This is a genomic window from Sphaerisporangium sp. B11E5 (assembly GCF_039871875.1).
Lineage (GTDB): Bacteria > Actinomycetota > Actinomycetes > Streptosporangiales > Streptosporangiaceae > Sphaerisporangium.
In genome coordinates this window covers 1-24562 of sequence record NZ_JBDPMD010000064.1, presented here as the reverse complement: position 1 = coordinate 24562, position 24562 = coordinate 1, and the positions used below count along the sequence as shown (strand labels likewise).

General features: G+C 71.4%; 26 protein-coding genes. 14 read left to right on the top strand and 12 right to left on the bottom strand.

The features are described from left to right. Positions 1 to 16: 16 nt before the first annotated feature. Entirely contained in the window at positions 17 to 952 is a 936-nt protein-coding gene (locus ABGB17_RS35135; protein ID WP_347637982.1) for a metallophosphoesterase, read from the bottom strand. A gap of 108 nt (positions 953 to 1060) precedes the next feature. Here ABGB17_RS35135 and ABGB17_RS35130 point away from each other — a divergent pair, with 108 nt between their 5' ends. Continuing rightward, a complete protein-coding gene (locus ABGB17_RS35130; protein WP_347637980.1) occupies positions 1061 to 1516 on the top strand; it encodes a GatB/YqeY domain-containing protein in 456 nt (151 codons plus the stop codon). Between the two features lie 111 nt (positions 1517 to 1627). On the opposite strand, the gene ABGB17_RS35125 is transcribed toward ABGB17_RS35130, so the two are convergent. Continuing rightward, positions 1628 to 3880 (bottom strand): transglycosylase domain-containing protein, encoded by a 2253-nt coding sequence (locus ABGB17_RS35125; RefSeq protein ID WP_347637978.1) that lies wholly within the window; start codon positions 3878 to 3880, stop codon positions 1628 to 1630. Between the two features lie 268 nt (positions 3881 to 4148). On the opposite strand from ABGB17_RS35125, the gene ABGB17_RS35120 reads away from it, so the two are divergent. Continuing rightward, a complete protein-coding gene (locus ABGB17_RS35120; protein ID WP_184978494.1) occupies positions 4149 to 4445 on the top strand; it encodes a WhiB family transcriptional regulator in 297 nt (98 codons plus the stop codon). 89 nt (positions 4446 to 4534) lie between these two features. Here the strand turns inward: ABGB17_RS35120 and ABGB17_RS35115 are convergent, their stop codons facing one another. Together ABGB17_RS35115 and ABGB17_RS35110 are read right to left on the bottom strand one after the other, a co-directional pair. After that, positions 4535 to 5677: an ArsA family ATPase gene (locus ABGB17_RS35115; RefSeq protein ID WP_347637976.1), complete on the bottom strand. Its 1143-nt coding sequence runs from the start codon at positions 5675 to 5677 to the stop codon at positions 4535 to 4537. Further along, the gene (locus ABGB17_RS35110) at positions 5674 to 6678 is read right to left on the bottom strand and encodes an ArsA-related P-loop ATPase (RefSeq protein WP_347637974.1); all 1005 of its coding nucleotides are present in this window, start codon (positions 6676 to 6678) and stop codon (positions 5674 to 5676) included. The genes ABGB17_RS35115 and ABGB17_RS35110 overlap by 4 nt, the downstream gene beginning before the upstream one ends. A gap of 124 nt (positions 6679 to 6802) precedes the next feature. Here ABGB17_RS35110 and ABGB17_RS35105 point away from each other — a divergent pair, with 124 nt between their 5' ends. From ABGB17_RS35105 to ABGB17_RS35090, 4 genes are all read left to right on the top strand, one after another. After that, a complete protein-coding gene (locus tag ABGB17_RS35105) occupies positions 6803 to 6958 on the top strand; it encodes a DUF4177 domain-containing protein (protein WP_184978497.1) in 156 nt (51 codons plus the stop codon). Continuing rightward, positions 6955 to 7416: a RidA family protein gene (locus ABGB17_RS35100; RefSeq protein ID WP_347637972.1), complete on the top strand. Its 462-nt coding sequence runs from the start codon at positions 6955 to 6957 to the stop codon at positions 7414 to 7416. Before ABGB17_RS35105 ends, ABGB17_RS35100 begins: the two co-directional genes overlap by 4 nt. Positions 7417 to 7670: 254 nt before the next feature. After that, on the top strand, positions 7671 to 8591 hold the full coding sequence (locus ABGB17_RS35095) for an NUDIX hydrolase (protein WP_347637970.1): 921 nt from the start codon (positions 7671 to 7673) through the stop codon (positions 8589 to 8591). After that, positions 8588 to 9523, top strand: coding sequence for an MBL fold metallo-hydrolase (locus ABGB17_RS35090; protein ID WP_347637968.1), 936 nt, complete (start codon positions 8588 to 8590; stop codon positions 9521 to 9523). The genes ABGB17_RS35095 and ABGB17_RS35090 overlap by 4 nt, the downstream gene beginning before the upstream one ends. Positions 9524 to 9560: 37 nt before the next feature. Here ABGB17_RS35090 and ABGB17_RS35085 read toward each other — a convergent pair whose 3' ends face one another. Beyond that, positions 9561 to 10259 carry a Crp/Fnr family transcriptional regulator gene (locus ABGB17_RS35085; RefSeq protein WP_347637966.1) on the bottom strand — a complete coding sequence of 233 codons (699 nt, stop codon included), beginning with the start codon at positions 10257 to 10259 and terminating at the stop codon, positions 9561 to 9563. Between the two features lie 166 nt (positions 10260 to 10425). Here ABGB17_RS35085 and nth point away from each other — a divergent pair, with 166 nt between their 5' ends. Together nth and ABGB17_RS35075 are read left to right on the top strand one after the other, a co-directional pair. Further along, entirely contained in the window at positions 10426 to 11082 is a 657-nt protein-coding gene (gene nth / locus ABGB17_RS35080) for an endonuclease III (protein WP_347637964.1), read from the top strand. 62 nt (positions 11083 to 11144) lie between these two features. Beyond that, on the top strand, positions 11145 to 11792 hold the full coding sequence (locus tag ABGB17_RS35075; RefSeq protein WP_347637962.1) for a CoA pyrophosphatase: 648 nt from the start codon (positions 11145 to 11147) through the stop codon (positions 11790 to 11792). Between the two features lie 44 nt (positions 11793 to 11836). Here ABGB17_RS35075 and ABGB17_RS35070 read toward each other — a convergent pair whose 3' ends face one another. Beyond that, positions 11837 to 12433 carry a HEAT repeat domain-containing protein gene (locus ABGB17_RS35070; RefSeq protein ID WP_347637960.1) on the bottom strand — a complete coding sequence of 199 codons (597 nt, stop codon included), beginning with the start codon at positions 12431 to 12433 and terminating at the stop codon, positions 11837 to 11839. A 61-nt stretch (positions 12434 to 12494) separates the two neighbouring features. Between ABGB17_RS35070 and ABGB17_RS35065 the strand changes: the two genes are divergently transcribed. Further along, entirely contained in the window at positions 12495 to 13685 is a 1191-nt protein-coding gene (locus tag ABGB17_RS35065) for a MarP family serine protease (protein ID WP_347637958.1), read from the top strand. On the opposite strand, the gene ABGB17_RS35060 is transcribed toward ABGB17_RS35065, so the two are convergent. The 4 genes from ABGB17_RS35060 to acs form a co-directional block, all read right to left on the bottom strand. After that, on the bottom strand, positions 13682 to 14155 hold the full coding sequence (locus tag ABGB17_RS35060) for a DUF309 domain-containing protein (RefSeq protein ID WP_347637956.1): 474 nt from the start codon (positions 14153 to 14155) through the stop codon (positions 13682 to 13684). The genes ABGB17_RS35065 and ABGB17_RS35060 overlap by 4 nt on opposite strands. Then, positions 14155 to 15078: an alpha/beta hydrolase gene (locus ABGB17_RS35055; protein WP_347637954.1), complete on the bottom strand. Its 924-nt coding sequence runs from the start codon at positions 15076 to 15078 to the stop codon at positions 14155 to 14157. Before ABGB17_RS35055 ends, ABGB17_RS35060 begins: the two co-directional genes overlap by 1 nt. After that, a complete protein-coding gene (locus tag ABGB17_RS35050) occupies positions 15075 to 15542 on the bottom strand; it encodes a phage holin family protein (RefSeq protein ID WP_347637952.1) in 468 nt (155 codons plus the stop codon). The genes ABGB17_RS35055 and ABGB17_RS35050 overlap by 4 nt, the downstream gene beginning before the upstream one ends. A 164-nt stretch (positions 15543 to 15706) precedes the next feature. Next, a complete protein-coding gene (gene acs, locus ABGB17_RS35045) occupies positions 15707 to 17683 on the bottom strand; it encodes an acetate--CoA ligase (RefSeq protein WP_347637950.1) in 1977 nt (658 codons plus the stop codon). Between the two features lie 374 nt (positions 17684 to 18057). Here acs and ABGB17_RS35040 point away from each other — a divergent pair, with 374 nt between their 5' ends. The 3 genes from ABGB17_RS35040 to ABGB17_RS35030 all read left to right on the top strand — a co-directional run bounded on the left by ABGB17_RS35040 (position 18058) and on the right by ABGB17_RS35030 (position 21860). Beyond that, positions 18058 to 18870 carry an oxidoreductase gene (locus ABGB17_RS35040; RefSeq protein ID WP_347637948.1) on the top strand — a complete coding sequence of 271 codons (813 nt, stop codon included), beginning with the start codon at positions 18058 to 18060 and terminating at the stop codon, positions 18868 to 18870. An 804-nt stretch (positions 18871 to 19674) separates the two neighbouring features. Further along, positions 19675 to 20709 carry a septum site-determining protein Ssd gene (gene ssd, locus ABGB17_RS35035; protein WP_347637946.1) on the top strand — a complete coding sequence of 345 codons (1035 nt, stop codon included), beginning with the start codon at positions 19675 to 19677 and terminating at the stop codon, positions 20707 to 20709. Next, positions 20706 to 21860, top strand: coding sequence for a TadA family conjugal transfer-associated ATPase (locus ABGB17_RS35030; protein WP_347637944.1), 1155 nt, complete (start codon positions 20706 to 20708; stop codon positions 21858 to 21860). Before ssd ends, ABGB17_RS35030 begins: the two co-directional genes overlap by 4 nt. Positions 21861 to 22024: 164 nt before the next feature. Here the strand turns inward: ABGB17_RS35030 and ABGB17_RS35025 are convergent, their stop codons facing one another. Continuing rightward, positions 22025 to 22354, bottom strand: coding sequence for a hypothetical protein (locus tag ABGB17_RS35025; RefSeq protein ID WP_347637942.1), 330 nt, complete (start codon positions 22352 to 22354; stop codon positions 22025 to 22027). 171 nt (positions 22355 to 22525) lie between these two features. On the opposite strand from ABGB17_RS35025, the gene ABGB17_RS35020 reads away from it, so the two are divergent. Further along, entirely contained in the window at positions 22526 to 23320 is a 795-nt protein-coding gene (locus ABGB17_RS35020; protein WP_347637940.1) for a type II secretion system F family protein, read from the top strand. Between the two features lie 512 nt (positions 23321 to 23832). Then, on the top strand, positions 23833 to 24408 hold the full coding sequence (locus ABGB17_RS35015; protein ID WP_347637938.1) for a type II secretion system F family protein: 576 nt from the start codon (positions 23833 to 23835) through the stop codon (positions 24406 to 24408). Here ABGB17_RS35015 and ABGB17_RS35010 read toward each other — a convergent pair. Further along, positions 24382 to 24562 (bottom strand): hypothetical protein (locus ABGB17_RS35010; RefSeq protein WP_347637936.1); only part of this gene is annotated, 181 nt, incomplete at its 5' end. The genes ABGB17_RS35015 and ABGB17_RS35010 overlap by 27 nt on opposite strands.

Here is a 24562-nt window from a genome sequence, read left to right as displayed (position 1 = left end):
TTGTGCTTCGCTGAGTCTAGCGGACTTTGGGGGTTGGCGCGTACGGCTGCTTGGGGGTGGGGCGGCGGGGGAGGAGGGTGAGGAGGGTGGCTTCGGGGGGGCAGGAGAAGCGGACGGGGGCGGTGGGGGAGGTGCCTAGGCCGGCGGAGACGTGGAGCCAGGCTGAGTCGTGGCGGTTCAGGCCTTTTACGCGTTTGCGGTCTATGCCGCAGTTCGTCACCAGGGCGCCGTAGAAGGGGACGCAGAGCTGGCCGCCGTGGGTGTGGCCCGCGAGCAGCAGTTGGTAGCCGTCCTCGGCGAAACGGGTCAGGTTTCTCGGCTCGGGGGAGTGCATGACGCCGAGGCGGAGGTCGGCGTCCGAGGGGGCGGGGCCGGCGATCTCGTCGTAGCGGTCGCGGTTGATGTGGGAGTCGTGGAGGCCGCCCACGTGGACGTCGAGGTCGCCGACCTTGAGGCGGGTGGTGGCGTTGTTCACGTCGTGCCAGCCGGCGGCCGTCATGCTCTCGCCGAGCTCGGTCCAGGGAAGGTTCGGGATGTGCTGGCGCCGGTCCGTCTTCGAGGTGCGCCAGAGGTACCTGGCCGGGTTCTTGAAGGTGGGGGCGTACATGTCGTTGGAGCCGTAGACGAACAGCCCGGGGCGGGCCAGGAGGGGCTCCACGGCGCGCAGGTACGCGGGAATGGCGTCGGGGTGGGCGATGGTGTCGCCGGTGTTCACGACGAGATCGGGGTTGAGCGCGTCCAGGGAGCGAACCCAGTTGATCAGGCGGGTCCGGCCCGGTGTCAGGTGAAGGTCGGAAATGTGGAGGATGCGGACAGGCCGCTGCCCCGGGTCGAGCACCGGCACGTCGAAGCGTCGCAGTCGAAACCAGTTGCGCTCGATCACCGATGCGTAACCAAGCCCGGCCACGCCGAGGCCGAGCAGGGACAGGGGTACCGCGGCAGCTTTCCTCACCTGTTCATCATGCCCGAGGGAGGCCCCTTACGCCTCCTGGCGTCCGCATCCGGGTGTCCTGTGGACGTCCGGTCACTCCGCCTCCGGCGGGGCGGCAAGATGGGGTTCATGACTTCTCTGAAGGACAAGTTGAAGGCGGACCTGACGACCGCCATGAAGGCGCGCGACGAGATCCGCACCCGCACACTGCGAATGGCCCTGGCCGCGGTCAGCACCGAGGAGGTGGCAGGCAAGGAGGCCCGCGCCCTGTCCGACGACGAGATCGTCAAGGTGCTGACCAAGGAGGCCAAGAAGCGCCGCGAGGCCTCGGAAGCCTTCGCCGGAGCCGGCCGCGCCGAGCAGGCCCAGGCGGAGCTGGACGAGCAGGCGGTCCTGGAGGAGTACCTCCCCGCCCAGCTCAGCGACGAGGAACTGGACCGCCTCGTGGCCGAAGCCATCGCCGAGAGCGGCGCCGAAGGCCCCAAGGCCATGGGCCAGGTCATGAAGATCCTCAACCCCAAGATCGCCGGCCGCGCCGAGGGCGGCCGCGTAGCCCAGGTGGTCCGCGGACGCCTCTCGGGCTGAGACCGTCCGGGCGGGCCGCGCCGCACCCCGTCGCGCCGTACCGGCGCCGGAGAGGCCCTTCAGCGGGGTCTGGAACGGGACGGGGCCGCCGGTGAGGGCGGCCCCTGGGGGTCAGTTGGTGGGGTGGACCAGGGGGATGGCGGGGGTGCCGGTGGTGTCGCCTTCGCCTTGGTCGGGGCCGGGCGGGGGGTTGCCGCGGGGGTTGTCGGGGCCTCGGGGGTCGTCGGGGGAGAAGGGGCCGCCGTCGGGGCCCTTCTCCTTGGGGGGTTTGGGGGCGCAGCCGGTGCTGCAGCCGCCGAAGCGGCTCATGTCGGGGGCGACGAAGGAGGTCGGGTCGATGTCGGCCAGGGCCTTGAGCATCGTCGCCTTCCAGATCTGGCCGGAGATGGTGGCGCCGAAGACCTCGCCGTAGTACCTGCCGCCGATCGTCACGCCGCGCAGCGGGTGGGTGGCCGAGCCGCGCGGGTCGCCGAGGCTGACGGCGGAGGCGAGGTCGGGGGTGTAGCCGGCGAACCACGCGGTCATCGAGCCGTCCGTGGTGCCGGTCTTGCCCGCCGCGTCCCGCCCGATGCCGCCGACGCCGCTCATGGTGCCCTTGGTGAACACCCCGGAGAGGATGTCGTTGACCGCGTCCGCGACCTCCTCCTCGAGCGCCTGCTTGCAGCTCGGCTTGAAGCTCGTGACCTTGCCGTCCCGGTCGGTGATCTGGGTGATCGCCATCGGCGCGCAGTACTGGCCGCGGGCGGCGAGGGTGGCGTACGCGCTGGCGACCGTCACCGGGTCCATCTCGTTGACGCCGAGGGTGAAGGTCTCCACCTCACGGAGCTTCTGCCCGTCGGCCCGCTTGATGCCCATGTCCTTGGCGGTCTTCACGACGTCGCAGAGCCCGACCTTCTGCTCCAGCCGCAGGAAGAAGGTGTTCACCGAGCCCCACGTGCCGGTCTGCAGGGTCTTGAAGCCGCCGCTGCTCTCGGAGGAGTTGTGCACGTCCCATCCGGGGTCGCCGACGCCCTGGCCCTTGCAGTTCTTGAAGTCGCCGTAGCCGCCGGCCCGGAAGGTCGCGCCGGACGAGATGCCGTCCCCGAACTTCATGCCTTCCTTCAGCGCCGTGGTGAGCGTGAAGACCTTGAAGGTGGACCCGGCCTGGAACCCGGCCCCGCCGCCGTGCGCGACGTCGGCCACGAGGTTGTAGTTCGACTCGTTCTTCTTCTTGCTGCTGCCGAACTTGCGGCTGGCGGCCATGGCCTTGATGGCGCCGGTGCCGGGCTCGACGAGCGCCTGCGACGCGACGGGCTTGTCGGAGGCCTTGACCCACTTCTTGATGGCCTGGTCCGCGGCTTTCTGCATCTTGGTGTCGAGCGTGGTCCTGATGACCAGACCGCCGCGGTTGAGGAACTCCCGCCGGGCTTTCTGGGTCTTGCCGAACTGCTTGTCGTTCAGGATCTCGTGCTGGACGTACAGGCAGAAGTACGGGTAGTCGCTCTGCTCGCAACCACCCGGGATCGGGATGTCCTTGTAAACGAGCTTCTTGGCCTTCGCCTCCGCCGCCTGCTGCGGGGTGATCTTCTTGAGCTCGGCCATGCGGTCCAGCACGATGTTGCGCCGGGACAGCAGGGAGGCCCGGTACTTCTTCCCGAGGTTGGGGTCGGTGGCGTTGGGGTTCTGCACGGCGCCGGCCAGCGTGGCGGCCTCTTCGAGGTTGAGCTCGGAGGCCGGCTTGTCGAAGAAGCGCTTGGCCGCGGCCTGGATGCCGTACGCGCTCGCGCCGAAGTAGGCGATGTTGAGGTACCGCTCCAGGATCTGGTCCTTGGTGTACTTCTCTTCGATCGCCATGGCGTACCGCAGCTCGTTGAGCTTGCGGGGCAGGGTGGGCGCGAGGGCCGCCTGGCGTTCCTCGTCCGTCTCCGCCTTGTTCAGCAGCACCTGCTTGACGTACTGCTGGGTGATCGACGAGCCGCCCTGGGAGACGCCGCCCGACTGGAAGTTCGTCATGGCGGCGCGCACAGTGCCTTCGAGATCAAGCGCGCCGTGCTGGTAAAAGCGATAGTCCTCGATGGCGATGATCGCTTCACGCATGATCGGCGCGACCTTCGTCAAGGGCACTGACTCGCGATTCTGGTAGTAGAACTGCGCGATCAGCTTGTTCTTCGCGTCGCGGATCTCGGTGACCTCCGGCAGAGGTGGTTCCTGGAGATCTTCCGGCTTCAGGTTCAGCGCGTCGGTGGCGCCTTTGACACCGACGCCCGCGCCGCCTACGGCAGGCAACGCGATGGCCGCCATCAGCACACCCGCCGCGAGGGCGGCACCGATGAGGCGCACGAGGTTGAAGATGACCGACACCGGGCCTTTGCCGTGAGCTTGCACATGACCAGGGTATGCCGAACCGCTGACGTAATAGGTACCCAAAGTCCAATTCTGCGTGACTCGCTCGCGACTCCGGCGGGGGAGGACTAGTCATTCCCGGCCACATGGCCTGACATGACCATGCGGGAAATTGACCCGCCCGGGGTCTGTCGGTTCGATCGTCTGGTTGCGTACGTTCTCCTCTGCGGCAACTGAATAAGGAGGCTCGACGCCCGCGCCCGTCGGCCGCCAAGTGACGACTGACCACCTATAGGGGAGTGGGGTCGAAATGTGGATCACGGATTGGACCTCCCGTGCCGCCTGTCGAGGTGCGGATCCTGACGCGTTGTTCGTGCAGGGTGCCGCGCAGAACAGGGCGAAGCTCATCTGCCGAGGATGCCCGGTCCGTACGGAGTGCCTCGCGGATGCTCTGGACAATCGCATCGAGTTCGGAGTCTGGGGCGGCATGACCGAGCGTGAGCGGCGTGCGCTGCTCAGGCGCAGGCCGGATGTCACGTCGTGGCGAGACCTGTTGGAGCTCGCCAAAGAAGAGTACGAGCGGACCAACGAGTTGATCGCCGGCTGAGTCCGGCGGGCGGAGGCAGGGTGGCCTCGCGCCCGTAGCCATCGTGACGCCAGGCGTCACCGTCTTCCTGTGACGATCATCGTGGATCGTCACGCCGTGAGGAGTTCGCCGATCCTGCGCAGCCCGTTCAGGTCGTGCACGTCCTCCGGCATCGCCAGCACCTGCGCGATCGGCACAGTGGGGTGTGCCGTCGCGAAGTGCTCCTGTTCCCGGTGCTCTCGTGCGGCGAGTTGCATACGGCCGGCGTGCAGCCGCAGCACGGCGGCCGTGAGCTCGTGGCCGCCGCGCGACTCCAGGTCCTCGGCGGCCGCGGCGCTACGGGCGGCCGAGAGAGCGGGCGCCGGGGACGTGTGCACCCGGTTGATCACCAGCCCGGCCAGAGGCATGCCCTCCTCGGCCAGGCGTTCCACGAAGTACGACGCCTCGCGCATGGCGTCCCGCTCGGGCGCGGCGACCACCACGAAGGCCGTGCCGGGTGCCTGGAGCAGTTTGTACGTCTGCTCGGCCCGCTGGCGGAACCCGCCGAAGACCGCGTCCAGGGCGCCGACGAACATCTGGATGTCCTTGAGGAACTGCGCCCCGAGGATCTTCGTCATCGCGCCCGCGACGAACCCGAACCCGGCGTTGAGCAGTTTGAACGCGCTGCGCCCCCCCGCCTTGGCCGGGGCCATCAGGATCCTGATGAGGCGGCCGTCCAGGAACCTGCCGAGGCGTTCCGGCGCGTCGAGGAAGTCCAGCGCCGACCGGGACGGCGGCGTGTCGACGATGATCAGGTCCCACTCGCCGGCCCGCCGGAGCTGGCCGAGCTTCTCCATCGCCATGTACTCCTGCGTGCCGGAGAAGCTGGACGACAGCGACTGGTAGAACGGGTTCTCCAGGATCTGCCGGGCGCGCACCGGGTCGGCGTGCGCCTCGATGATCTCGTCGAAGGTCCGCTTCATGTCGAGCATCATGGCGTGCAGCTCGCCGGGCCCGTCCACGCCGACGACCGGCCGCGGGGTGTTGTCCAGCTCGGTCAGGCCCATCGACTGGGCGAGGCGCCGCGCCGGGTCCACGGTGAGCACGACCACCCGGCGTCCCCGCTCGGCGGCGCGCACCCCGAGGGCGGCGGCCGTGGTGGTCTTGCCGACGCCGCCCGAGCCGCAGCACACGATGATGCGGATGCCGGGGTCGTCCAGCACGGCGTCCATGTCGAGGGCCGGTGAGGTGCGCTGTGATCTGCGTGATGTCATGCCGCCCCCTGGGCACGGATGGCTTCGGCGAGTTCGTACAGCCCGGCGAGGTCGGCGCCGTCGGCCAGCAGCGGCAGCTCGTACCGGGGGACGGCGGCCTCGTTGAGGGTTTCGCGCTCGCGCCGCTCCAGCATGGTGCGGCGGGCGTGCTCCTCGATCTCTCCGGCGAGGGCCTCGGCGATGGACGTGGCGTCCGCCGTGCCGTCCGCGAGCCCGGCGGCCTTGAGGCCGAGCGCCAGCTCGCCGGGGTCGAAGTCGTCGCGGGCGGCGGCGTCCAGCGTGGCCTCGGGCAGCAGCTCGGGGCGCACCATGTTGATGAAGACGCCGCCGACGGGCAGGCGGGCCTCACGCAGGCTCGCGATGCCGTCCAGCGTCTCCTGCACCGGCATCTCCTCCAGCAGGCTGACGAAGTGGACGGCGGTCTCCGGAGAGGCGACGACGCCGCGCACGAGGTCGGCGTGGTGCTTGACCGGCCCGATCCTGGCCAGGCCCGCGACCTCGTTGGTGACGTTGAGGAAGCGGGTGATCCGGCCGGTGGGCGGGGCGTCCATCACCACGGCGTCGTACACGCGTCTGCCCGACTTGTCGCGGCGGCGCACCGCCTCGGTGGTCTTGCCGGTGACCAGCACGTCGCGCAGGCCGGGGGCGATCGTGGTGGCGAAGTCCATTACGCCGATCTTGGTGAGGGCTTTGCCGGCCCGCTTGAGCCCGTAGAACATCTCGATGTACTCGAGCATGGCCTCTTCGGGGTCGATGGCCAGGGCGTACACGTCGCCGCCGTCGGGCGCGACGGCGATCTTGCGCTCCTCGTACGGCAGCGGCGGGGTGTCGAACACCTGCGCGATGCCTTGGCGTCCCTCGACCTCGACCAGCAGGACCTTGCGCCCGCCCGCCGCGAGGGCCAGCGCCAGCGCGGCGGCCACCGTGGTCTTCCCGGTGCCGCCCTTGCCGGTGACGACGTGGAGTCGTACTCCGTCCCAGTCGGTGTCGAGAGCGCTCACGTCAGGAAGGCTACCCAACGGTCACTTGGCGATTCCCCGGCGGCCGTCACCTCGTGTCCCCAGGTTTTCCACAGCACCGGCAGGCACGGGGATGCGGGCCCGTACCCGCCGCTACAGTGCCACCATGAAGCGCTTCGAATACGTCACGGTGCCGTTGCTCACCCACGCGACCAAGCAGATCCTCGACAACTGGGGGCAGGACGGCTGGGAGCTCGTCTCGGTGATCCCCGGGCCGAACCCCGAGCAGCTCGTCGCCTACATGAAGCGGGAGAAGCAGTGAGCACTCCCGAGGAGCGGCTGGCCGAGCTCGGGCTGACGCTGCCCGAGGTGGTGGCGCCGCTGGCGGCGTACGTGCCGGCGGTGCGCACCGGGAACCACGTGTACGTCTCCGGGCAGTTGCCCATGGTCGGGGGCGAGCTGCTGCTCACGGGCAAGGTCGGGGCCGAGGTCGATCCCGACGAGGCCAAGCGGGCGGCCCGCGTCTGCGCGCTCAACGGTCTCGCGGCGGCGGCGTCCGTCGTGGGCGGTTTGTCGGGCATAGCGCGCATCGTCAAGGTGGTCGGGTTCGTGGCCAGCGCCCCGGGTTTCACCGGGCAGCCGCAGGTCGTGAACGGCGCCAGCGAGCTGTTCGCCGAGGTCTTCGGCGAGGCGGGCCGCCACGCCCGCAGCGCCGTCGGGGTTTCCGAGCTGCCGCTGAACACCCCCGTGGAGGTGGAGCTCATCGCCGAGGTCCACTGACCCCACACCGGCAACAACCGCGTTCCGGTCGCTGCGTTCCGGTCGCTGCGTTCCGGTCGCTGCGTTCCGGTCGCTGCGTACCGCCCGCCGCGCCTTCGTCGGCGCCGGTACGGCGGGGTCCATCTGTGGTGAATCCGGCGCCGTCGTACGGCGGAGCACCGGCACACCTCCGATGGTGGAGCTCGTCGCCGAGGTTCAGTGATCCGTGACACCATGGTCCGGCCGAGCGTGGTTCGGTCGTACGTGGAGGTGGTATGGACTTCATTCCGCTGCCCGGAGAGTTCGGCGAACGCGCTCGCGCGATCCTCGCGGGCGAGATCGCGCCTGTCCCGGCCCGGGACGCCGCCACGGTGGTCCTGCTTCGCGACGCCGCCCCGGAGCTTGGTGCCGCGTCCGTCGCCACCGGTGGCGTCTCCTCGCACCCTGGTGCCGCGTCCGCCACCGCTGGCGTCTTCCCGGAGCCCGGGGTCGAGGTGTACATGATCCGGCGGAAGGCGAGCATGGCCTTCGCCGCGGGGGCGTACGTGTTCCCCGGCGGGTCGGTCGACCCGCGGGACGCCGATCACGACGTGGCGTGGGCGGGGCCTGAGCCGCGGGAGTGGGCCGGGGCGCTCGGCGCGGACGTCGTGACGGCGCGGGGGCTGGTGTGCGCGGCGGTGCGGGAGACGTTCGAGGAGTCGGGGGTGCTCCTGGCGGGGCCGAGCGCGGGCACCGTGGTGGCGGACACCACGGGGGACGACTGGGAGGCCGACCGGGAGGCGCTGATCGATCGCCGCCTGTCCATGGCCGGGTTCCTGGCCAAGCGCGGGCTGGTGCTCCGGGCGGACCTGCTGCGGCCGTGGGGGCACTGGATCACGCCCGAGGTCGAGTTCAAGCGGTTCGACACCCGGTTCTTCGCGGCCGCCCTTCCCCCGGGCCAGCTCACCAGGGACGTCGGCGGCGAGGCCGACCAGGTGGAGTGGCTGCGCCCCGCGCAGGCCATCGAGCGGGCCGGGAAGGGGGAGATCAATCTGATGCCCCCGACGTACCGTACGCTGACCGAGATGGCCGATTTCGCCGACGTCTCCGCCGTCCTCGCCAGCGACCGCAAGGTGGAGACCTTCCAGCCGCACGCCGCCGAGGTGGACGGCGAGATGCGCCTGATCCTCCCCGGCCACGACTACCGCATGCCATGAGCGGCCTGCGGATCCCCCTCGGCGGCCCGGACGGCGCCGGCCACGGCGCCGTGGACCACCCGCCCGGCCCGGAGCGTCCGGGTGCCTCCGGCACGGCTCAGGGGCCGGAGCGTCCCGGCGCCTTCGACGGGGCGCGGGGCGAGCTGCGTATCCCGGCGGGTGGCCCCGACGGCGCGGGGACGGTGCGGGCGTACAACGTGCTGGCGCCCAACGCCTCGCCGATGACGCTGGACGGGACCAACACCTGGGTGCTCGCGGAACCCGGGGCGGACGCGGTCGTGGTGGTGGATCCGGGGCCGGACGACGAAGGGCACCTGCGGCGGGTGGCCGGGCGGCTCGGGGAGCGGCGGGTCGAGACGGTCCTGCTGACCCATGGGCACCCCGACCACAGCGCTGGGGCCAAGCGGTTCGCCGCCATGGTGGGCGCCCCGGTGCGGGCACTCGACCCCCGGCACGTGCTCGGCGACGAGGGGCTCGGCGACGGCGACGCCCTGACCGTGGCGGGGCTGGAGGTGCGGGTGGTCGGCACCCCGGGTCACTCGTTCGACTCGCTGTGCTTCTGGCTGCCCGCCGACGGCGCCCTGCTGACCGGCGACACCGTGCTCGGCCGGGGCACCACCGTCATCGCGCCCGACGGCGACCTCGCCGACTACCTGCGCAGCCTCGACCGCCTGCGGGCCGACGCCGAGATCACCGAGGCCACGGCCCTGCTGCCCGGCCACGGCCCGGTGCTGCCCGACCCGGTGGCCGTGCTCGACGCCTACATCGCCCACCGCCGCGAGCGGCTCGACCAGATCCGCGAGGCGCGCGAGGGAGGCGCCGTCACCCCCGCCGAGATCGTCGAGGTGGTCTACGCCGGCCTCGCCGAGGACCTCAAGCCGGCGGCCGAGATGTCGGTGCGCGCCCAGCTCGCGTACCTTGACCAAACCTGAGGCAGCTCGCCTACCTTTACCGAGCTTGTAGAAAGTTTTACCTGGAACGTGCCTGCAGGCGGTCGGCGTCCATGATGACGACCGCCTTGGCCTCGATGCGCAGCCACCCGCGTTGCGCGAAGTCGGCGAGGGCCTTGTTGACCGTCTCCCGGGACGCGCCGACGTACTGCGCCAGCTCCTCCTGGGTGAGGTCGTGGTGGACCCTCAGCCCCTCGTCGGTGCGCTCCCCGAAGCGTTCGGCGAGGTCGAGCAGGGCCTTGCCGACCCGTCCAGGGACGTCGGTGAAGACCAGGTCGGCCATCACGTCGTTGGTGCGGCGCAGCCGCTGGGCGAGCGCCCGCAGCAGGTGGAGCGCGACCTCGGGACGGCCGGTCAGCCAGGGCCGCAGGTCGTCGTGGCCGAGCCCGGCCAGCCGGGCGTCGGTGAGCGCGATGGCGCTGGCCGTGCGGGGCCGGGGGTCGAAGAGCGAGAGCTCGCCGAACATCTCGCCGGGCCCGAGCACGCTGAGCAGGTTCTCGCGGCCGTCGGAGGCGGTGCGGATCAGCTTGATCTTGCCGTCCAGCACGACGTACAAGCGGTCGCCGGTCTCTCCCTCGCTGAACAGGATCTGCCCCTTGTGCAGTTCCATCTCGGAGATCCCGGTACGGAGCGCCGCCGCGCCCTCACGGTCCAGCGCGGCGAACAAAGGGGCCTTTCCCAGCACGTCGTCGGTGTTCACGGTGCCTCCTCGCTCCATGGCCGCCTCCGGTGGCCGCGCGCCGCGCCTGGGGTCGCGCTCGCTGCTAGACATTGTGACGTACCGCACCAAGGGGGTCGCCGCTAGCCCGTAGGCTGTCGGGGTGCCCCGCAAAGTGACATCCGCTGGGGAGTCCCGGCTCGCCTTGGTCCGACGAGCCCGGCGAATGACCCGAATCTTGGCGGAAACCTATCCAGACGCTCACTGCGAACTCGACTTCACCAACCCGCTCGAGCTGGCGGTCGCGACCATCCTCTCAGCGCAGTGTACGGACAAAAGGGTCAACCTCGTTACTCCTACTCTTTTTGCTAAATACCGGACGGCCGCCGACTACGCGGGCGCCGACCGCGCCGAGCTGGAAGAGATCATCAAGTCCACGGGCTTCTTCCGCGCCAAGGCCAACAGCATCATCGGCATGGCCCAGGGCCTGTGCGAGCGCTACGGCGGCGAGGTACCCGGCAAGCTCAAGGACCTCGTCACCCTGCCCGGCATCGGCCGCAAGACGGCGAACGTCGTGCTCGGGAACGCCTTCGGGGTGCCCGGCATCACGGTCGACACCCACTTCGGGCGGCTCGCCCGGCGTTTCGGGTGGACCGAGGAGACCGACCCGGTCAAGGTCGAGCACATCGTGGGCGATCTGATTCCCAAGAGCGAGTGGACCATGCTGTCCCACTACCTGATCTGGCACGGCCGCCGGGTCTGCCACGCGCGCAAGCCCGCCTGCGGTGTCTGCCCGCTGGCCGACCTGTGCCCGTCGTTCGGTGAGGGGCCCACCGACCCCGCCCAGGCCGCCAAGCTGGTCCGTCCCGGGCCCTTCTCCTGACCGCGGCCGGCACGGGAAGCAGCGGGGATCCGGCGATGTTGACTCCCCGCAGGAGGTAACGCATGACTGCTCCCGTGCCCGGCTGGCTCAGCGACCTGGCCACGGACCCCGACCGCCATCCCCTGCCCCCCTGGATGCGGCCGCTGGACGGCCGGGGGCGCGCCGCGGCGGTCCTGCTGCTGTTCGGGGAGTCGGCCGGGGGCCCGGACGTCCTGCTCATCCAGCGCAGCGCCAACGGCCGCAACCACGCCGGCCAGCCCGCGTTCCCGGGCGGGGGCATCGACCCCGAGGACGGCGGCCCGATCGGCGCGGCGCTGCGCGAGGCCGAGGAGGAGACCGGCCTCGACCCGCGCGGGGTCCACGTCGTGGGCACACTGCCGGAGCTGTACCTCGGGCGCAGCGACAACCGGGTGACGCCCGTGCTCGGCTGGTGGCACACCCCCTGCACCGTGCACGCCGCTTCGCCGGACGAGGTGGAGTCGGTGGCCCGCGTGCCCGTCGCCGAGCTGGTCGACCCGGCCAACCGCCTGCGCCTGCGCTTCCCCGGTGGCGACGCCGGGCCCGCGTTCCGGGTGCGCGGCATGCTCGTGTGGGGCTTCACCGCGGGCATCCTGGACATCGTGCTCACCGCCACCGGTTTCGCCCAGCCGTGGGACGCCTCTCAGGTGCAGGACCTGCCACCCGAGGTGATCAGACTGGCCCGCCGTTAGGCCTGTTGGTCGTCGAGGGCGATGTGCGGAGAACGGGGCCAGGCCTAGGGCAGGATCAGCCCGAGGGCCGCCCAGTCGGCGACGTCCTCGTCCGGGTCGCGGGCGAGGCGCTGCAGGGCCGCGAGCCCCGCCGGGTCCGGGGGACGGCCGAGCACCCGCGACAGGGCGTACGCCGCGCCGTACCGCACCGACGGGTCGTGGTGCTCCGCCAGGTCGATCACCGACGGCATGGCCCGGGGGTCGCGCAGATGGCCGAACGCGATCAGCACCGCGTGCAGCACCCGCAGGTCGGTGTCGCAGGCCGCGAGGTAGCGCAGCAGCGACAGGGTCTTGTCGGCGAACGGCCGCCGCGGCCCGCCGAGCTCGCCGAGGATGTCCACGCCGAGGACCCGCTCGGCGGCGACGTCGCTCGCGCACAGCCGCCGCGCGGCGGTGAAGGTCTCGATGTCCCCCCGCGTGTGCAGACGGCTCACCGCGGCCCAGCGGGCCTGCCCGCCGGGGTCGTCGTCGGCGAGGGCCTGCGCGATGAGATCATCGACATCGTCGGTGGCCGTCTCGGTGGCCGGAGGGCCCGCGGGCCGGCGGTCCGGGCCGGGGTGCCCGTCCGCGCGTGATCCGCCCGGCCCCCCGATCGATACCATGTCGCAACGATATCGAGCCATCGGGTGCACGGCGTGTGGCCGCGCTGGATACCGTTGAAGCGTGAGCGGCGATCTCCTCGATATCATCCTGATTGTCCTAGTGATTGCCTTTGCTGTGTCCGGTTACCGCCAGGGCTTCATCATTGGGGCATTCAGCTTCCTCGGTTTCGTCGGGGGAGGTTTCCTCGGGGTGATGATCGCCCCGCCGATCGCGCACGCGGTCGTCAGCCAGGCCACCGAGCAGGCGCTGCTCGCCATCGTGATCGTGTTCCTCACGGCGGTCATCGGCCAGTTCGCGTTCTCCACCATCGGTGCCGTCGTGCGCAGCCACGTCACGTGGGAACCGGCGCGCACGGTGGACGCGCTCGGCGGCACGTTCACCAGTGCGTTATCGGTCCTGGTCATCGCATGGCTGATCGGTTCGCTGCTGTCGGTGGCGCCGTTCCCGTGGCTGCGCCAGCAGACCAACGGCTCGCTGCTGCTGCAGACCGTGGACGCCGCGATGCCCGACACGGCCAAGGACTGGCGGCTCTCGTTCAAGAAGTTCGTGGACACCTCGGAGTTCCCCCAGGTGTTCAACGCCATCGGCGGCGGCCAGTTCGTGGACGTCCCCCCGCCCGACGCCAGCGTCGTCAAGAGTCCGCAGCTCCAGCGGGCCCGCCGCGCGATCGTCAAGGTGCAGGGCACCGCCCCCGCCTGCCGCAAGCGCATCGAGGGCACCGGCTTCGTGTACGCCCCGGGCCGCGTCATGACCAACGCCCACGTGGTCGCCGGCGTCACCCAGGACCTCCGGGTGACCGACGAGAACCGCGTCGGCCACGACGCCCGGGTGGTCCACTACAACCCCGACCGTGACATCGCCATCCTGTACGTCCCCGACCTGGACGTCGCCCCGTTGAAGTTCGACTACACCGCCGAGGGCCAGGACGACGCCATCATCGCCGGCTTCCCGAAGGGCAAGGGCTTCACCATCAAGCCGGCCCGCATCCGCCTGAAGCAGAACGCCAAGGCCGCCGACATCTACTCGCGCAAGACCGTCACCCGCGAGGTCTACTCCATCCGAGGCCTGGTCCAGCCCGGCAACTCCGGCGGCCCCCTCCTCACCACCACCGGCCAGGTCTACGGCGTGATCTTCGCCGCCGCCACCGACCAGCCGGAGACCGGCTTCGCCCTCACCGCCGCCGAGGTCCGTCCCGACGCCGACGAGGGCAGCGGCGCCGTCGGCCGGGTGGACACCCAGGACTGCGACTAGCCCTCCGGGGCGAGCAGAGCGGCCAGCTCGTCCAGCGCGTCCGCGAGGTCCGGCGCGCCGGGTCCGGTGAGCGCGCCGGCCAGCCGCACCACCCGGGCGGCGTCGATGGGCGCGCCCGGGTACTTGGCGACGCGGTCGGCGCCCCGGCTCAGCAACGCCGCCGCGCCGCGCGCGTTGCCTCGTTGCAGATGGGTGAGCCCCACACAGATCTGCGCCAGCCCCTGCCACAGGTCGCGCTCTTCCCCCGGCCCGGTCTTCCAGCGTGCCTCCAGCACCTCGTGCGCGTGGAACGGCCGCCCGTCCGTCAGATAGCGGGCCGCGGACGCCAGCGCCTCCTCAGGCCCCGGCGCGTAGTCGTCCGGCACCCGCTCGACCCCAGGGGAACCTTTGGGCAGCGGCCGTCCCAGGGCGTCCCGCGGCCGGGCGCTCCGGGGCCGCCCGGCGGGGTCGCGGTCGCGTCCGGCAGGCATCAGCGGTCCGGCTCGGGATCGTCGAGCCACCCGAGCAGCTCCGCGTCGAACACCTCGGGCCGCTCCTCGTGCGGGAAGTGCCCGACCCCCTCGATCAGCCGCCACCGGTAGGGAGCCGCCACGTACCGGCTGGATCCCTGGGCGGTCCGCGGCAACGTGCACGTGTCGAGCGCTCCGTGCATCTGCAACGTGGGCATCTCGATCTCCGAGCGCATCAGCCTGCGGTACCGCACCCCGTCCGGCCGGGGCTGCGAGCGCACGAACCACCGGTGGTACTCCAGCGCGCAGTGCGCCACCGTGGGGATCCTGAAGACATCACGGTACGTACGGGACGTCTCCTCGTCCGGCCACCCCGGTCCCGCCCACTCCTCCAGCAGCCGCCCCACCCGGGCGGCGCCGTCCGCGGTGAGACGCCGCTCAGGCAGCAGAGGAAGCTGGAACCCCAGGAAGTGTCCGCTGGCCTTGAGCTGCCCCAGCGGCTCGCTGAGCATCGCCTGCCGCAGCCGCAGCGGATGCGGCGCCGACACCGTGACCAGCCGCCGCACCACCTTGGGATCCATCACCCCCATGGTCCACGCGACCAGGCCCCCCCAGTCGTGCCCCACCACGATCGCGCACGTCTCACCGAGGGCCCTGATCAGCCCGGCCACGTTCCCCGCGACCGTCGGCAGGTCGTACCCCCGCGGGGGCTTGTCGCTCGCCCCGTACCCCCGCAGGTCGGCCGCCACGACGCGGTACCCCGCCGCGGGCAGCGTGACGAGCTGGCGCCGCCACGTCCACCAGAACTGCGGGAACCCGTGCAGCAGCAGCACCAGCGGCCCCTCGCCCGCCTCCACCACGTGGAACATGCCGTTCCCCGCGTGGACGGACCGGTGCAGCCATGGCCCGTCGATGCGGGCCGCGGACTCGTCGGGCGCGCTCACGGCCGGGTGCGCCCGACGTCCGACGGCACCGGCGCGCGGTGGCCGCCGAGCTGCCCGGCGGTCTCAGGCGGCGCCAGGGCCTCCTCCGGCGTGCCGTCCTTCAACGTGCGCAGGCTGCGGGCCGTGCGCTTCATGCCGGTGAGCCCTTTCAGCCTGCGCCAGCCGATCAGCGCGAGCAGGCCCGCCACCACGACGTACAGCACCGTCACGATGAGGAAGGCCAGCCAGGTCATCATGCCGAGCTGGACCAGGCCGTAGGCCAGGGCGAACGACAGAAGGATCAGGCACAGGTGCAGCATGAACGCCGCCGCCGCGAACAGCGCGGCGGCCGTCCCCACCCGGGTAGCGTTGAACTTCAGCTCTGACTTCGCCAGCTCGATCTCGGCGCGGATCAGCGTGGACACGTGCTGGCTCGCCTGGGCGACGAGCGCGCCGAGGGACTCCTCCTCGGGTGGACCGGCCATCTGGTCTTCTCCTATCGGGACTTCGGGACACATTCATCCTGTGTGACGATGCTTATCGTCGCGCCTATCCGGCACGCGCGTGTACCGGCCGTGCCGAACGGAAAGCGCGAAGGGCGCGGATCGCCGGCGATCCGCGCCCTGTGTGACGCTTGTACGGGCCCGCGTCAGTCGTCGGAGGCGGCCGACGGCAGCTTGGCCGAGATCAGGTCCATCACCGCGCTGTCGGCGAGCGTGGTGACGTCACCGATGCTGCGGTTCTCCGCGACGTCACGCAGCAGACGGCGCATGATCTTGCCGGAGCGGGTCTTCGGCAGCTCGGGCACCACCAGGATCTGCCGCGGCTTGGCGATCGGGCCGAGGGCCTTGGCCACGTGGTCGCGCAGCTCCTTGGCGATGTCGGGGCTCTCCTCCGCGCCGCCGCGCAGGATCGTGAACGCCACGATGGCCTGACCGGTGATCGGGTCGGTCGCGCCGACCACGGCGGCCTCGGCGACCTTCGGGTGGGACACCAGCGCCGACTCCACCTCGGTGGTGGAGATGTTGTGACCGGACACCAGCATGACGTCGTCCACCCGGCCGAGCAGCCACAGGTCGCCGTCGTCGTCCTTCTTGGCGCCGTCCCCAGGGAAGTACATGCCCTCGAAGCGCGACCAGTAGGTGTCGGTGTACCGCTTCTCGTCGCCCCAGATGCCGCGCAGCATGGACGGCCACGGCTCGCGCACCACGAGGAAGCCGCCGCCGCCGTCCGGCACCGGATTGCCCTGGTCGTCCACGACGTCGGCGACGATGCCGGGCAGCGGGCGCATCGCGGCGCCGGGCTTGGCGGCGGTCACGCCCGGCAGCGGGCTGATCATGATGGCGCCGGTCTCGGTCTGCCACCAGGTGTCCACGACCGGGCAGCGGCTGCCGCCGATGTGCTCGCGGTACCAGACGTACGCCTCGGGGTTGATCGGCTCGCCCACCGAGCCCAGCACCCGCAGGGACGACATGTCGTACTTGGCGGGGATGTCGTCGCCCCACTTCATGAACGTGCGGATCGCGGTGGGGGCGGTGTACAGGATGGTCACCCCGTACTTCTGCACGATCTCCCAGAAACGGCCGCGGTGCGGGGTGTCCGGAGTGCCCTCGTAGATGACGCTCGTGGCGCCGTTGGCCAGCGGGCCGTACACGATGTACGAGTGGCCGGTGACCCAGCCGATGTCGGCGGTGCACCAGTAGATGTCGGTGTCCGGCTTGAGGTCGAACACCACGTCGTGGGTCCAGGCGGCCTGGGTCAGGTAGCCGCCGGTGGTGTGCAGGATGCCCTTCGGCTTCCCGGTGGTGCCGCTGGTGTACAGGATGTACAGGGGGTCCTCGGCGTCGTGCGGCACGGCCTCGTGCCGGTCGCTCTGCCGGTCCACCAGGTCGTGCCACCAGACGTCCTTGCCGGACTCCGAGACCTTCTCGCCGGTGCGGCGGACCACCAGCACGTGCTCCACGCCGGGGCACTCGGCGACCGCCTCGTCCACGGTGGGCTTCAGGGCACTCGGCGCGCCGCGGCGGTAGCCGCCGTCGGCCGTGATGACGAGCTTGGCGTCGGCGTCCTGGATGCGGCCGCTCAGCGCGGTCGCCGAGAAGCCGCCGAACACCACCGAGTGGATCGCGCCGATGCGGGCGCAGGCCAGCATGGCGATCGGCAGCTCGGGGATCATCGGCATGTAGATGGCGACGCGGTCGCCCTTGCCCACGCCGAGCTCGGCCAGGGCGTTGGCGGCCTTGCTGACCTCGCGCAGCAGGTCGGAGTACGTCAGCGTGCGGGTGTCGCCGTCCGGCTCGCCCTCCCAGTGGTACGCCACCTTGTCACCGCGGCCCGCCTCCACGTGACGGTCGACGCAGTTGTAGGCGACGTTCAGCGTGCCGCCGACGAACCACTTGGCGAACGGCGCGTTCCACTCCAGGGCGGTGTCCCAGCGGCGTCCCCAGGTGAGGCGCTCGGCCGCCCGCTCCCAGAAACCTATGCGGTCGGCCGCGGCCTCGTCGTAGGCGTCGGCGGTGATGTTCGCGGCCGACGCCAGCTCGGCCGGGGGCTCGAAGCGGCGGTTCTCCTGCAGCAGGTTCGACAGCGTCTCCTGGGTCTCGCGACCAGGGGTATCCGGGGCCACTACGTACTCCTTCACATGGCCTGGCTCGACTGGTACGGGTCCCACTTCACCAGGCTTCGGGCGGCGGGGACAAGAGGTCCCGGCGCCGGCGGGGCGGGGCCGGGAGGGCTCTGGCGTTGTTCACAAAGGTATTAACAGACAGTCACAAAAGCTGCGGATTCGTTGCGGAAATGATATCGGACGATAAATACGCAGAGTGCAAGCGTCGTATTCCTCGGCTCCGTTGAACGGTATGAACGGCGCGCCGAACGGGCGCTTGGATTGGCGCGCCCGCGCCCCCCTCTTGACCGTCCACTCGACGGGGCCGCTCCCGTGCCCCCCTCAAGTGTGCACCCGTGAGGTCCGTGCTCTACCCGCCGGTAGGGTCGGGAGACGTGAACGACCCATTGGCCGCCGTCGCCGCCCTCCCCGGCGTGGCCGAAGCCGTCCAGGCCGCCCGCGCCGCCGTGGACCGCCTTTACGGCCACCGTGTGCTCCGCCGCCGCGGCCCCGAGGTGTCCACCGAGTCCGCCCTGCGCGGCGCCCGCGCCTCGGCGTCCCTGGAAGGCGCCGACGTGCCGCTCCCCGACCTGCGGGCCGGCACCACCACCGCCCCCGCCGCCCTGGGCGCCCTCCGGGCCTCCGCCGAAGTAGGCAGACTCGGCCCCGCCTGGCGCACCACCCCCCGCCAGGCCCTGGCCCGCCTCCACGCCCTCGCCGCCCTGGACCTCGTCGACGACGCCGCACTGCTCGGCCGCCCGAGAACCTCCCCGGCCCCCGAGGCGCCTGCCCGCGGCCCCGGGGACCTTCTGGACCTGCCGCCCGCGCCCTCCCCGGAGGCCGTTGCCACACGTCTCGCCATGCTGGCGGACCTCGTCACCGCCACCACGTCCGCGACCCCCGCCCTGGTCCTCGCCGCCGTCGTGCACGCCGAACTGCTGGTGCTCCGCCCCTTCGGCGCCGCCGACGGCCTGGTGGCCCGCGCCGCCGAGCGGCTCACGCTGGTCGAGTTCGGCCTGGACCCCAAGTCCCTGGTGGCCGTGGAGGTAGGCCACGCCGAGCTCGCGGACACGTACGCGAAGACCCTGCGGGACTATCTGGAAGGCGGCCCGCCGGGTGTCGCGGCCTGGGTGCGCCACTGCGCCGCCGCCGTCGAACTGGGCGCCCGCGAGGCCACCGCCATCTGCGAAGCGCTCCAGCGCGGCTGAGCCCTGAGCGAAATCCCCTCACATGCGAACGGCGTCCCTGGGATGGGACGCCGCCGCCCGTACGCCCCACCGGGTTACCAAGCGTGCACCTCAATTTCGTCGGAGCGGGTCAAGCCCGTCTCGACGCGCCTCCCGCGGCTGGTCGCGCGTGGGTACCCGGCGGACGTACAAGGACACTCGGTCCGTGCCTTCTTTCTACGACCGATCCGCCCAGATGGGAACCCCCCAGACCAAGACCTTTACCGATTCCCACCCCCTGGATCCCCCCGCACCAGCCCCTTACCGGCACCCCTCACTCCGCCCGCCCCACCCACTCGCCCCGCCCCGCGCCCGGTCACCCTGGGTGAACACAGCCGTCTCGTCCGTTTTCCGCGCACTTCGAGTAGCCGCGCCGCTACCGCAGAAAAAAACCCCTGAAAATCAGAGATTGCTTCTCGACGGAAGTTGAGTTCATCGGGCACCATACGTTGGTGTCCACCTGACTGAGGCGTCGGCGTCCGGGTAATGATTTTGCCCTTAGTCGCCACCCCCACTGAAAGCTTTCTTCGGAAACGGGCCCGGCTCTACCCCCCCGGAGCCGGACCGCAAGGCGACCCCCGCTCTCCCCCCCGGCGGGGGTCGCCCTTTTTCTCCCCTTGCCGGCCGCCGGCCCTCCCGTGGCCCAGCCGCACCGGCCCTCCCGCAGCCTGGCCCTCCATGGGCGATGGCCGTCTGCGGACGAGTTATCCACAGAACTCCGTTCGGCTGAAGTGCCGCCGCCGCGCTCACGGCAAAGTCGCGGGCATGAACACCCACCGTCCCTTGGTGATCACTGACGATCAGGATCTCCTCGACGACCTCCTGCGGGTCGCCGCAGCCGCCGGAGTCGAGATCGACGTAGCGCACGCGGCCGCGCACGCCCGGCCGTTCTGGCCGAGAGCGCCCATCGTCGTCGTGGGGGTGGACGTCGCGGACGCCCTGGCCGCCACCGGTCCGCCGCCCCGGCAGGGAGTGTTGCTCGTCACCCGCGGCGCCGACGATCCGTCCGTCTGGCGCCGATGTGTCGCCGTCGGGGCGGCCGCCGTCCTCACCCTCCCGCAGGCGGAACGGCAACTGGTGGAGGAGTTCGCCGAGGCGTCCGAGCCGGAGACCCGCTCCGGTGAGACGGTTTGCGTCATCGGCGGCCGAGGCGGCGCGGGGGCCAGCGTGCTCGCCACCTGCCTGGCCCTGGTCGCCTCGCGCCGGAAGACGCGCACCCTGCTCGTGGACGCCGACCCCCTCGGCGGTGGCATCGACGTGCTCCTCGGCCAGGAGCACGCCGTAGGGGCCCGCTGGCCCGACATCGCCGAACGCGAGGGCAGAGTCAGCTACGCCGCCCTGCGGGACGCCCTCCCGACCTTCGGCGACCTCACCGTTCTCTCCGGTCACCGAGGTGAACCCTCCGCCATCCCTCCGGAGGCCATGCGCGCCGTCCTCGGCGCGGCCCACCGCGGCTGCGACCTCATCGTCGTCGACCTCCCCCGCCACGTGACCCCGGCCGCCGCAGAAGCCCTCTCCCGCGCCGCCATGACCCTCCTCCTCGTCCCCTCCGACCTCCGCGGGGTGCTCTCCGCTGCCCAGGTCCTCCCCGAACTCCACAAACACACCCAGTGCATCCGCACGGTGACCCGCCCCGGCCCGCTGGCCCCTGACGTCGTCACCCGGTCCCTCGACACCCCCCACCTCGGCTTCCTCCCCGACCAGCGCAACCTCGCCGATCACCTCGACCGCGGCGCCGCCTCGCCGCTCGGCCCGCAGACCCCCCTGGCCCGCTTCTGCCACGACTTCCTGACCGGCCGCCTTCCCGAGGAGACCCGATGAGACGCATGACAGTGCCGGCGGACCTCGTGGAGGCCGTGCGGCTCCGCCTCGCCAAAGAGGGAGGCGAACCCACGGCCGCACAGGTGGCGGCCGCCCTCCGCGCCGAGCAGGCCGTCCTCGGCGACGCGGAGGTCCTCGCCGTCGCGCGAGCGCTCAGGGCCGACCTGATCGGCGCGGGCCCGCTGGAACCCCTGCTCGCCGAGCCGGACGTCACCGACGTGCTGGTGAACGGCCCGAGCGAGGTGTGGGTGGACGACGGGCTGGGGCTCAGACGCACCCCGGTGACGTTCACAGACGACGGCGAAGTACGCCGCCTGGCCCAGCGCCTGGCCGGCGCCGCCGGCCGCCGCCTCGACGACGCCTCCCCGTACGTCGACGCCCGCCTGTCGGGAGGCGTACGGCTGCACGCGATCCTGCCCCCCGTCGCCCCCGACGGCACCTGCCTGTCCCTGCGTCTGCCGCCCCGCCGCTCCTTCACCCTGGAGGACCTGGTGCCCGGCCCCGGGGCCGCCGCCCTGAGAGCCGTGGTCACGTCCCGCCTGGCCTTCCTGGTCACCGGCGGCACCGGAACCGGAAAGACGACCCTCCTGTCCGCCCTGCTCTCAGCCGCAGACCCAAGAGAACGACTGATCCTGGCAGAGGACTCCGCCGAACTGCGCCCCGTCCACCCCCACGTGGTCCGCCTGGAGACCAGACCCCCCAACCTCGAAGGCGCCGGCGGCGTCACACTCCGCGACCTGGTCCGCCAAGCCCTCCGCATGCGCCCCGACCGCCTGGTCGTCGGCGAGGTCCGAGGCGCCGAGGTGATCGACCTCCTGAACGCCATGAACACCGGCCACGACGGCGGCTGCGGCACCCTGCACGCCAACACCCCCGAGGACGTCCCCGCACGCCTGGAGGCCCTGGCAAGCACCGCCGGCCTGCCCCGCATGGCCGTGCACAGCCAAATGGCCGCCGCCCTGGACGCAGTCATCCACCTCGTCCGCGCCCCCGCCGGCGGCCGACGCCGCCTGTCCGAGATCTGCCTCCTGCGACGCCACCCCTCCGGCCTGGTGGAAACCATCCCCGCCCTCACCTTCCCCACCCACGGCCCACCCGTCCCAGGCCCCGCCCACGAGGCCTTCCAAGCACGCGTGGCGGGACAGAGGTGACGTACGTGGACAAGGCCCGAGATCTGCCCGCCGGAACGTTCACCCGTCCGGCCGTGGGAGCCCCCGCCCTCCACCTCGCCGTCGGTAGCCGTCACGTACGGCGCTCCACATCCTTCACGGCCACCTCAGTGATTTCGACGCGGGTGAGCGGATTGCGGCCGCGGTCACGGACGCAGTCCGACCGTGGCGAGAAACGGGTTGGGGTCCCTGTCGATGATCTCCACCGCCGCGCCGCCGCTCACCGGACGCTCGACGCGGATGGTGGTGGTCTCGCGGAAGGTGACGTCCAGGGCGGACGGCTCGACACGCTGGCGAACGCGGCCGGGGTCATGCTCAACGGGCCGTCGGAGTCCTCGCCGCTGCAGGAGTGGGACCAGATGGTCGACATCGACCTGCGCGGGCTGATGTACGTGACGAAGACCGCGCCGGACACGGACGCGGACGCGGCTGGTGTTGACGTCGTGCCGGGCGGCGGTGGGGAACGTCTGTCTCATGTCCCGTGTGGCGTCTGGAGCGCCACGTTCGCCGACCACGACCCGCTTTCCCGAGGCCCCGCCCAAGGCTTTCTGAAGCACGGATGGCGGGACAGATGTGACGCATGTGGCCAGTGAGTTGTCCCTGTTTTTGGAGGGACCGAAAAGGGGGTCGTCGTGCTTTGGTTGTCGATGGCATTCATCGCGGCGGCGGTGCTTCTGTGGAGCGCCGCTGACGAAGCGACCGCTCGTCTGTCCGCGCTCACCCGGTCCCATCGGGGCGTGCCGGCGGCATCCCCGTGGCGAGATCCTGGTCCGCACCTGTCATCGCTTCTGCGCCGATGGCCCGCTGGAAGATGGATCAACGCTCGATGGGAGCAAGCGGCCGAACGGTTCCGCGGAGCCCGCCGGGCCGCGGCGTGGCGCAAGGCTTCGATCGCCCTGTGCCAAGGCATCGTCGCCGAACTCGCCACCGGCCGACCTCCGGGAGAGGCCCTTGCTCGTACAGCCGCCACCCTCGACTGTCCCGCCCCCGGCCTCCTCCGCCCTGTGATCGCCGCTGCCCGCGACGGCGGGGACGTTCCTCACGCGCTGGCCGGCGCCGCCCCGGCCCAAGGCGGCGAAGGACTCCTCCGCCTGGCCGCCTGCTGGCACGTAGGGCCCGCCGTAGGTACCGGCCTGACTCCGCTGCTCGAACGCGTCACCGCCGCCCTTCGCGACTCCGAGTCCCACAGATCCGAAGTGACCGCCCAACTGGCCGCCCCCCGCGCCACCGCCCGCCTTCTGGCCGCCCTCCCCGCCCTGGGCCTCCTCCTGGGTACAGCTTTGGGCCTCCACCCCCTTGGTTTCCTGCTGGGCACCCCCGCGGGCCTGACCTGCCTGGCCCTGGGAGTGACCCTCACCATCACGGGCCTCATGTGGACCCACCGCTTGACGCTTCGCGCGCTCCCCACGGATACCCCCACCCGCCAGTGGAGGACCGAATGACCGCCGTAGCGGCAGCCGTCCTCGCCGCCGTGGCCGTCTGGACGTGGTCGATGCCACCCACCGCCCAGACACGCCTGGCCCGCATGACGCGTGCCACTCCCACTCGACCAGGCCGACGATCCCCGCCCGTCAGCCGTGTCCCGTGGCATGGTCGCGCCAAAGGAAGTGCGCCCGTCACGTGGAGTGACCCCGCCGGCCCGGCCGGTCACGCCCCGTCGAGCGGTCGGTTGGACGCGTCGGCCGAGCCGGCCTTTCCCAGTGCCGATGGCCGGGACCTTCGCGGTGAATCGGTGCACGGAGGAGGTCCATCCGGTGGCCGTGCCCCGGTGAGGGCCGACGAGTTTGTCCTCGGCGGGTCGCGCGGGGTGGTGTGGACGAGGCGGCGTGACGCGCGTGGCCGGCCGGTCGGTGGGATCACCCCGCCTCATGGGCCCGCCACGCCGAGTGACGGCGGTGGCCAGGTGGCCTCTGGGGCGGTGTCGAGACCCCCGTGGCGCCGGGAGGTGATGGTGGTGGCAGGAGCAGTGCTGTCCGGGGTGTTGCTGGTGGGAGGGGTTCCGGGAGTACTGATCGGGGCGTGTGCCGGGGTCTCCAGAGTTGTGACGGTGAGGCGAAGGAAGTCCCCGGAGGAAAGGCGGAGACGGGAGCGGATGGCGGAAGATCTGCCGTTCACGGTGGATCTCATGGTGGCGTGCCTGCGGGCGGGCTTACCGGTGAGCGGTGCCGTGGAGATCGCGGCCGAGGCGGTCGGAGGCCCGCTCGGTGCCCTCCTTTCCACAGTGAACGCGAGGCTCCGGCTAGGCGCGGCCCCCGAGGAGCCGTGGGCGGTCCTCCGGGACGACCCGCTCCTGTCGGCTCTGGCACAGGACATGACACGCGCCGCGGTGAACGGTGCCCCCGTGGCAGACGCCCTGACCAGACTGGCTGCCGACGCCACCCGCGAGACCCGCGCCGCCGCCTCAGCCGCCGCCCGACGCGCAGGAGTACAAGTCATCGCTCCCTTGGGCCTGTGCTTCCTGCCCGCTTTCGTCTTCCTGGGCATCATCCCCGTCGTCGCCGGCCTAGCCTCCCAGGCCTTCGGCAAGTAACCTCCCACAGTCCCCGGACACGGTGCGGTCCCCGGACACGGTGCGGTCCCCGGACACGGTGCGGTCCCCGGACACGGTGCGGTCCCCGGACACGGTGCGGTCCCCGGACACGGTGCGGTCCCCGGACACGGTGCGGTCCCCGGACACGGTGCGG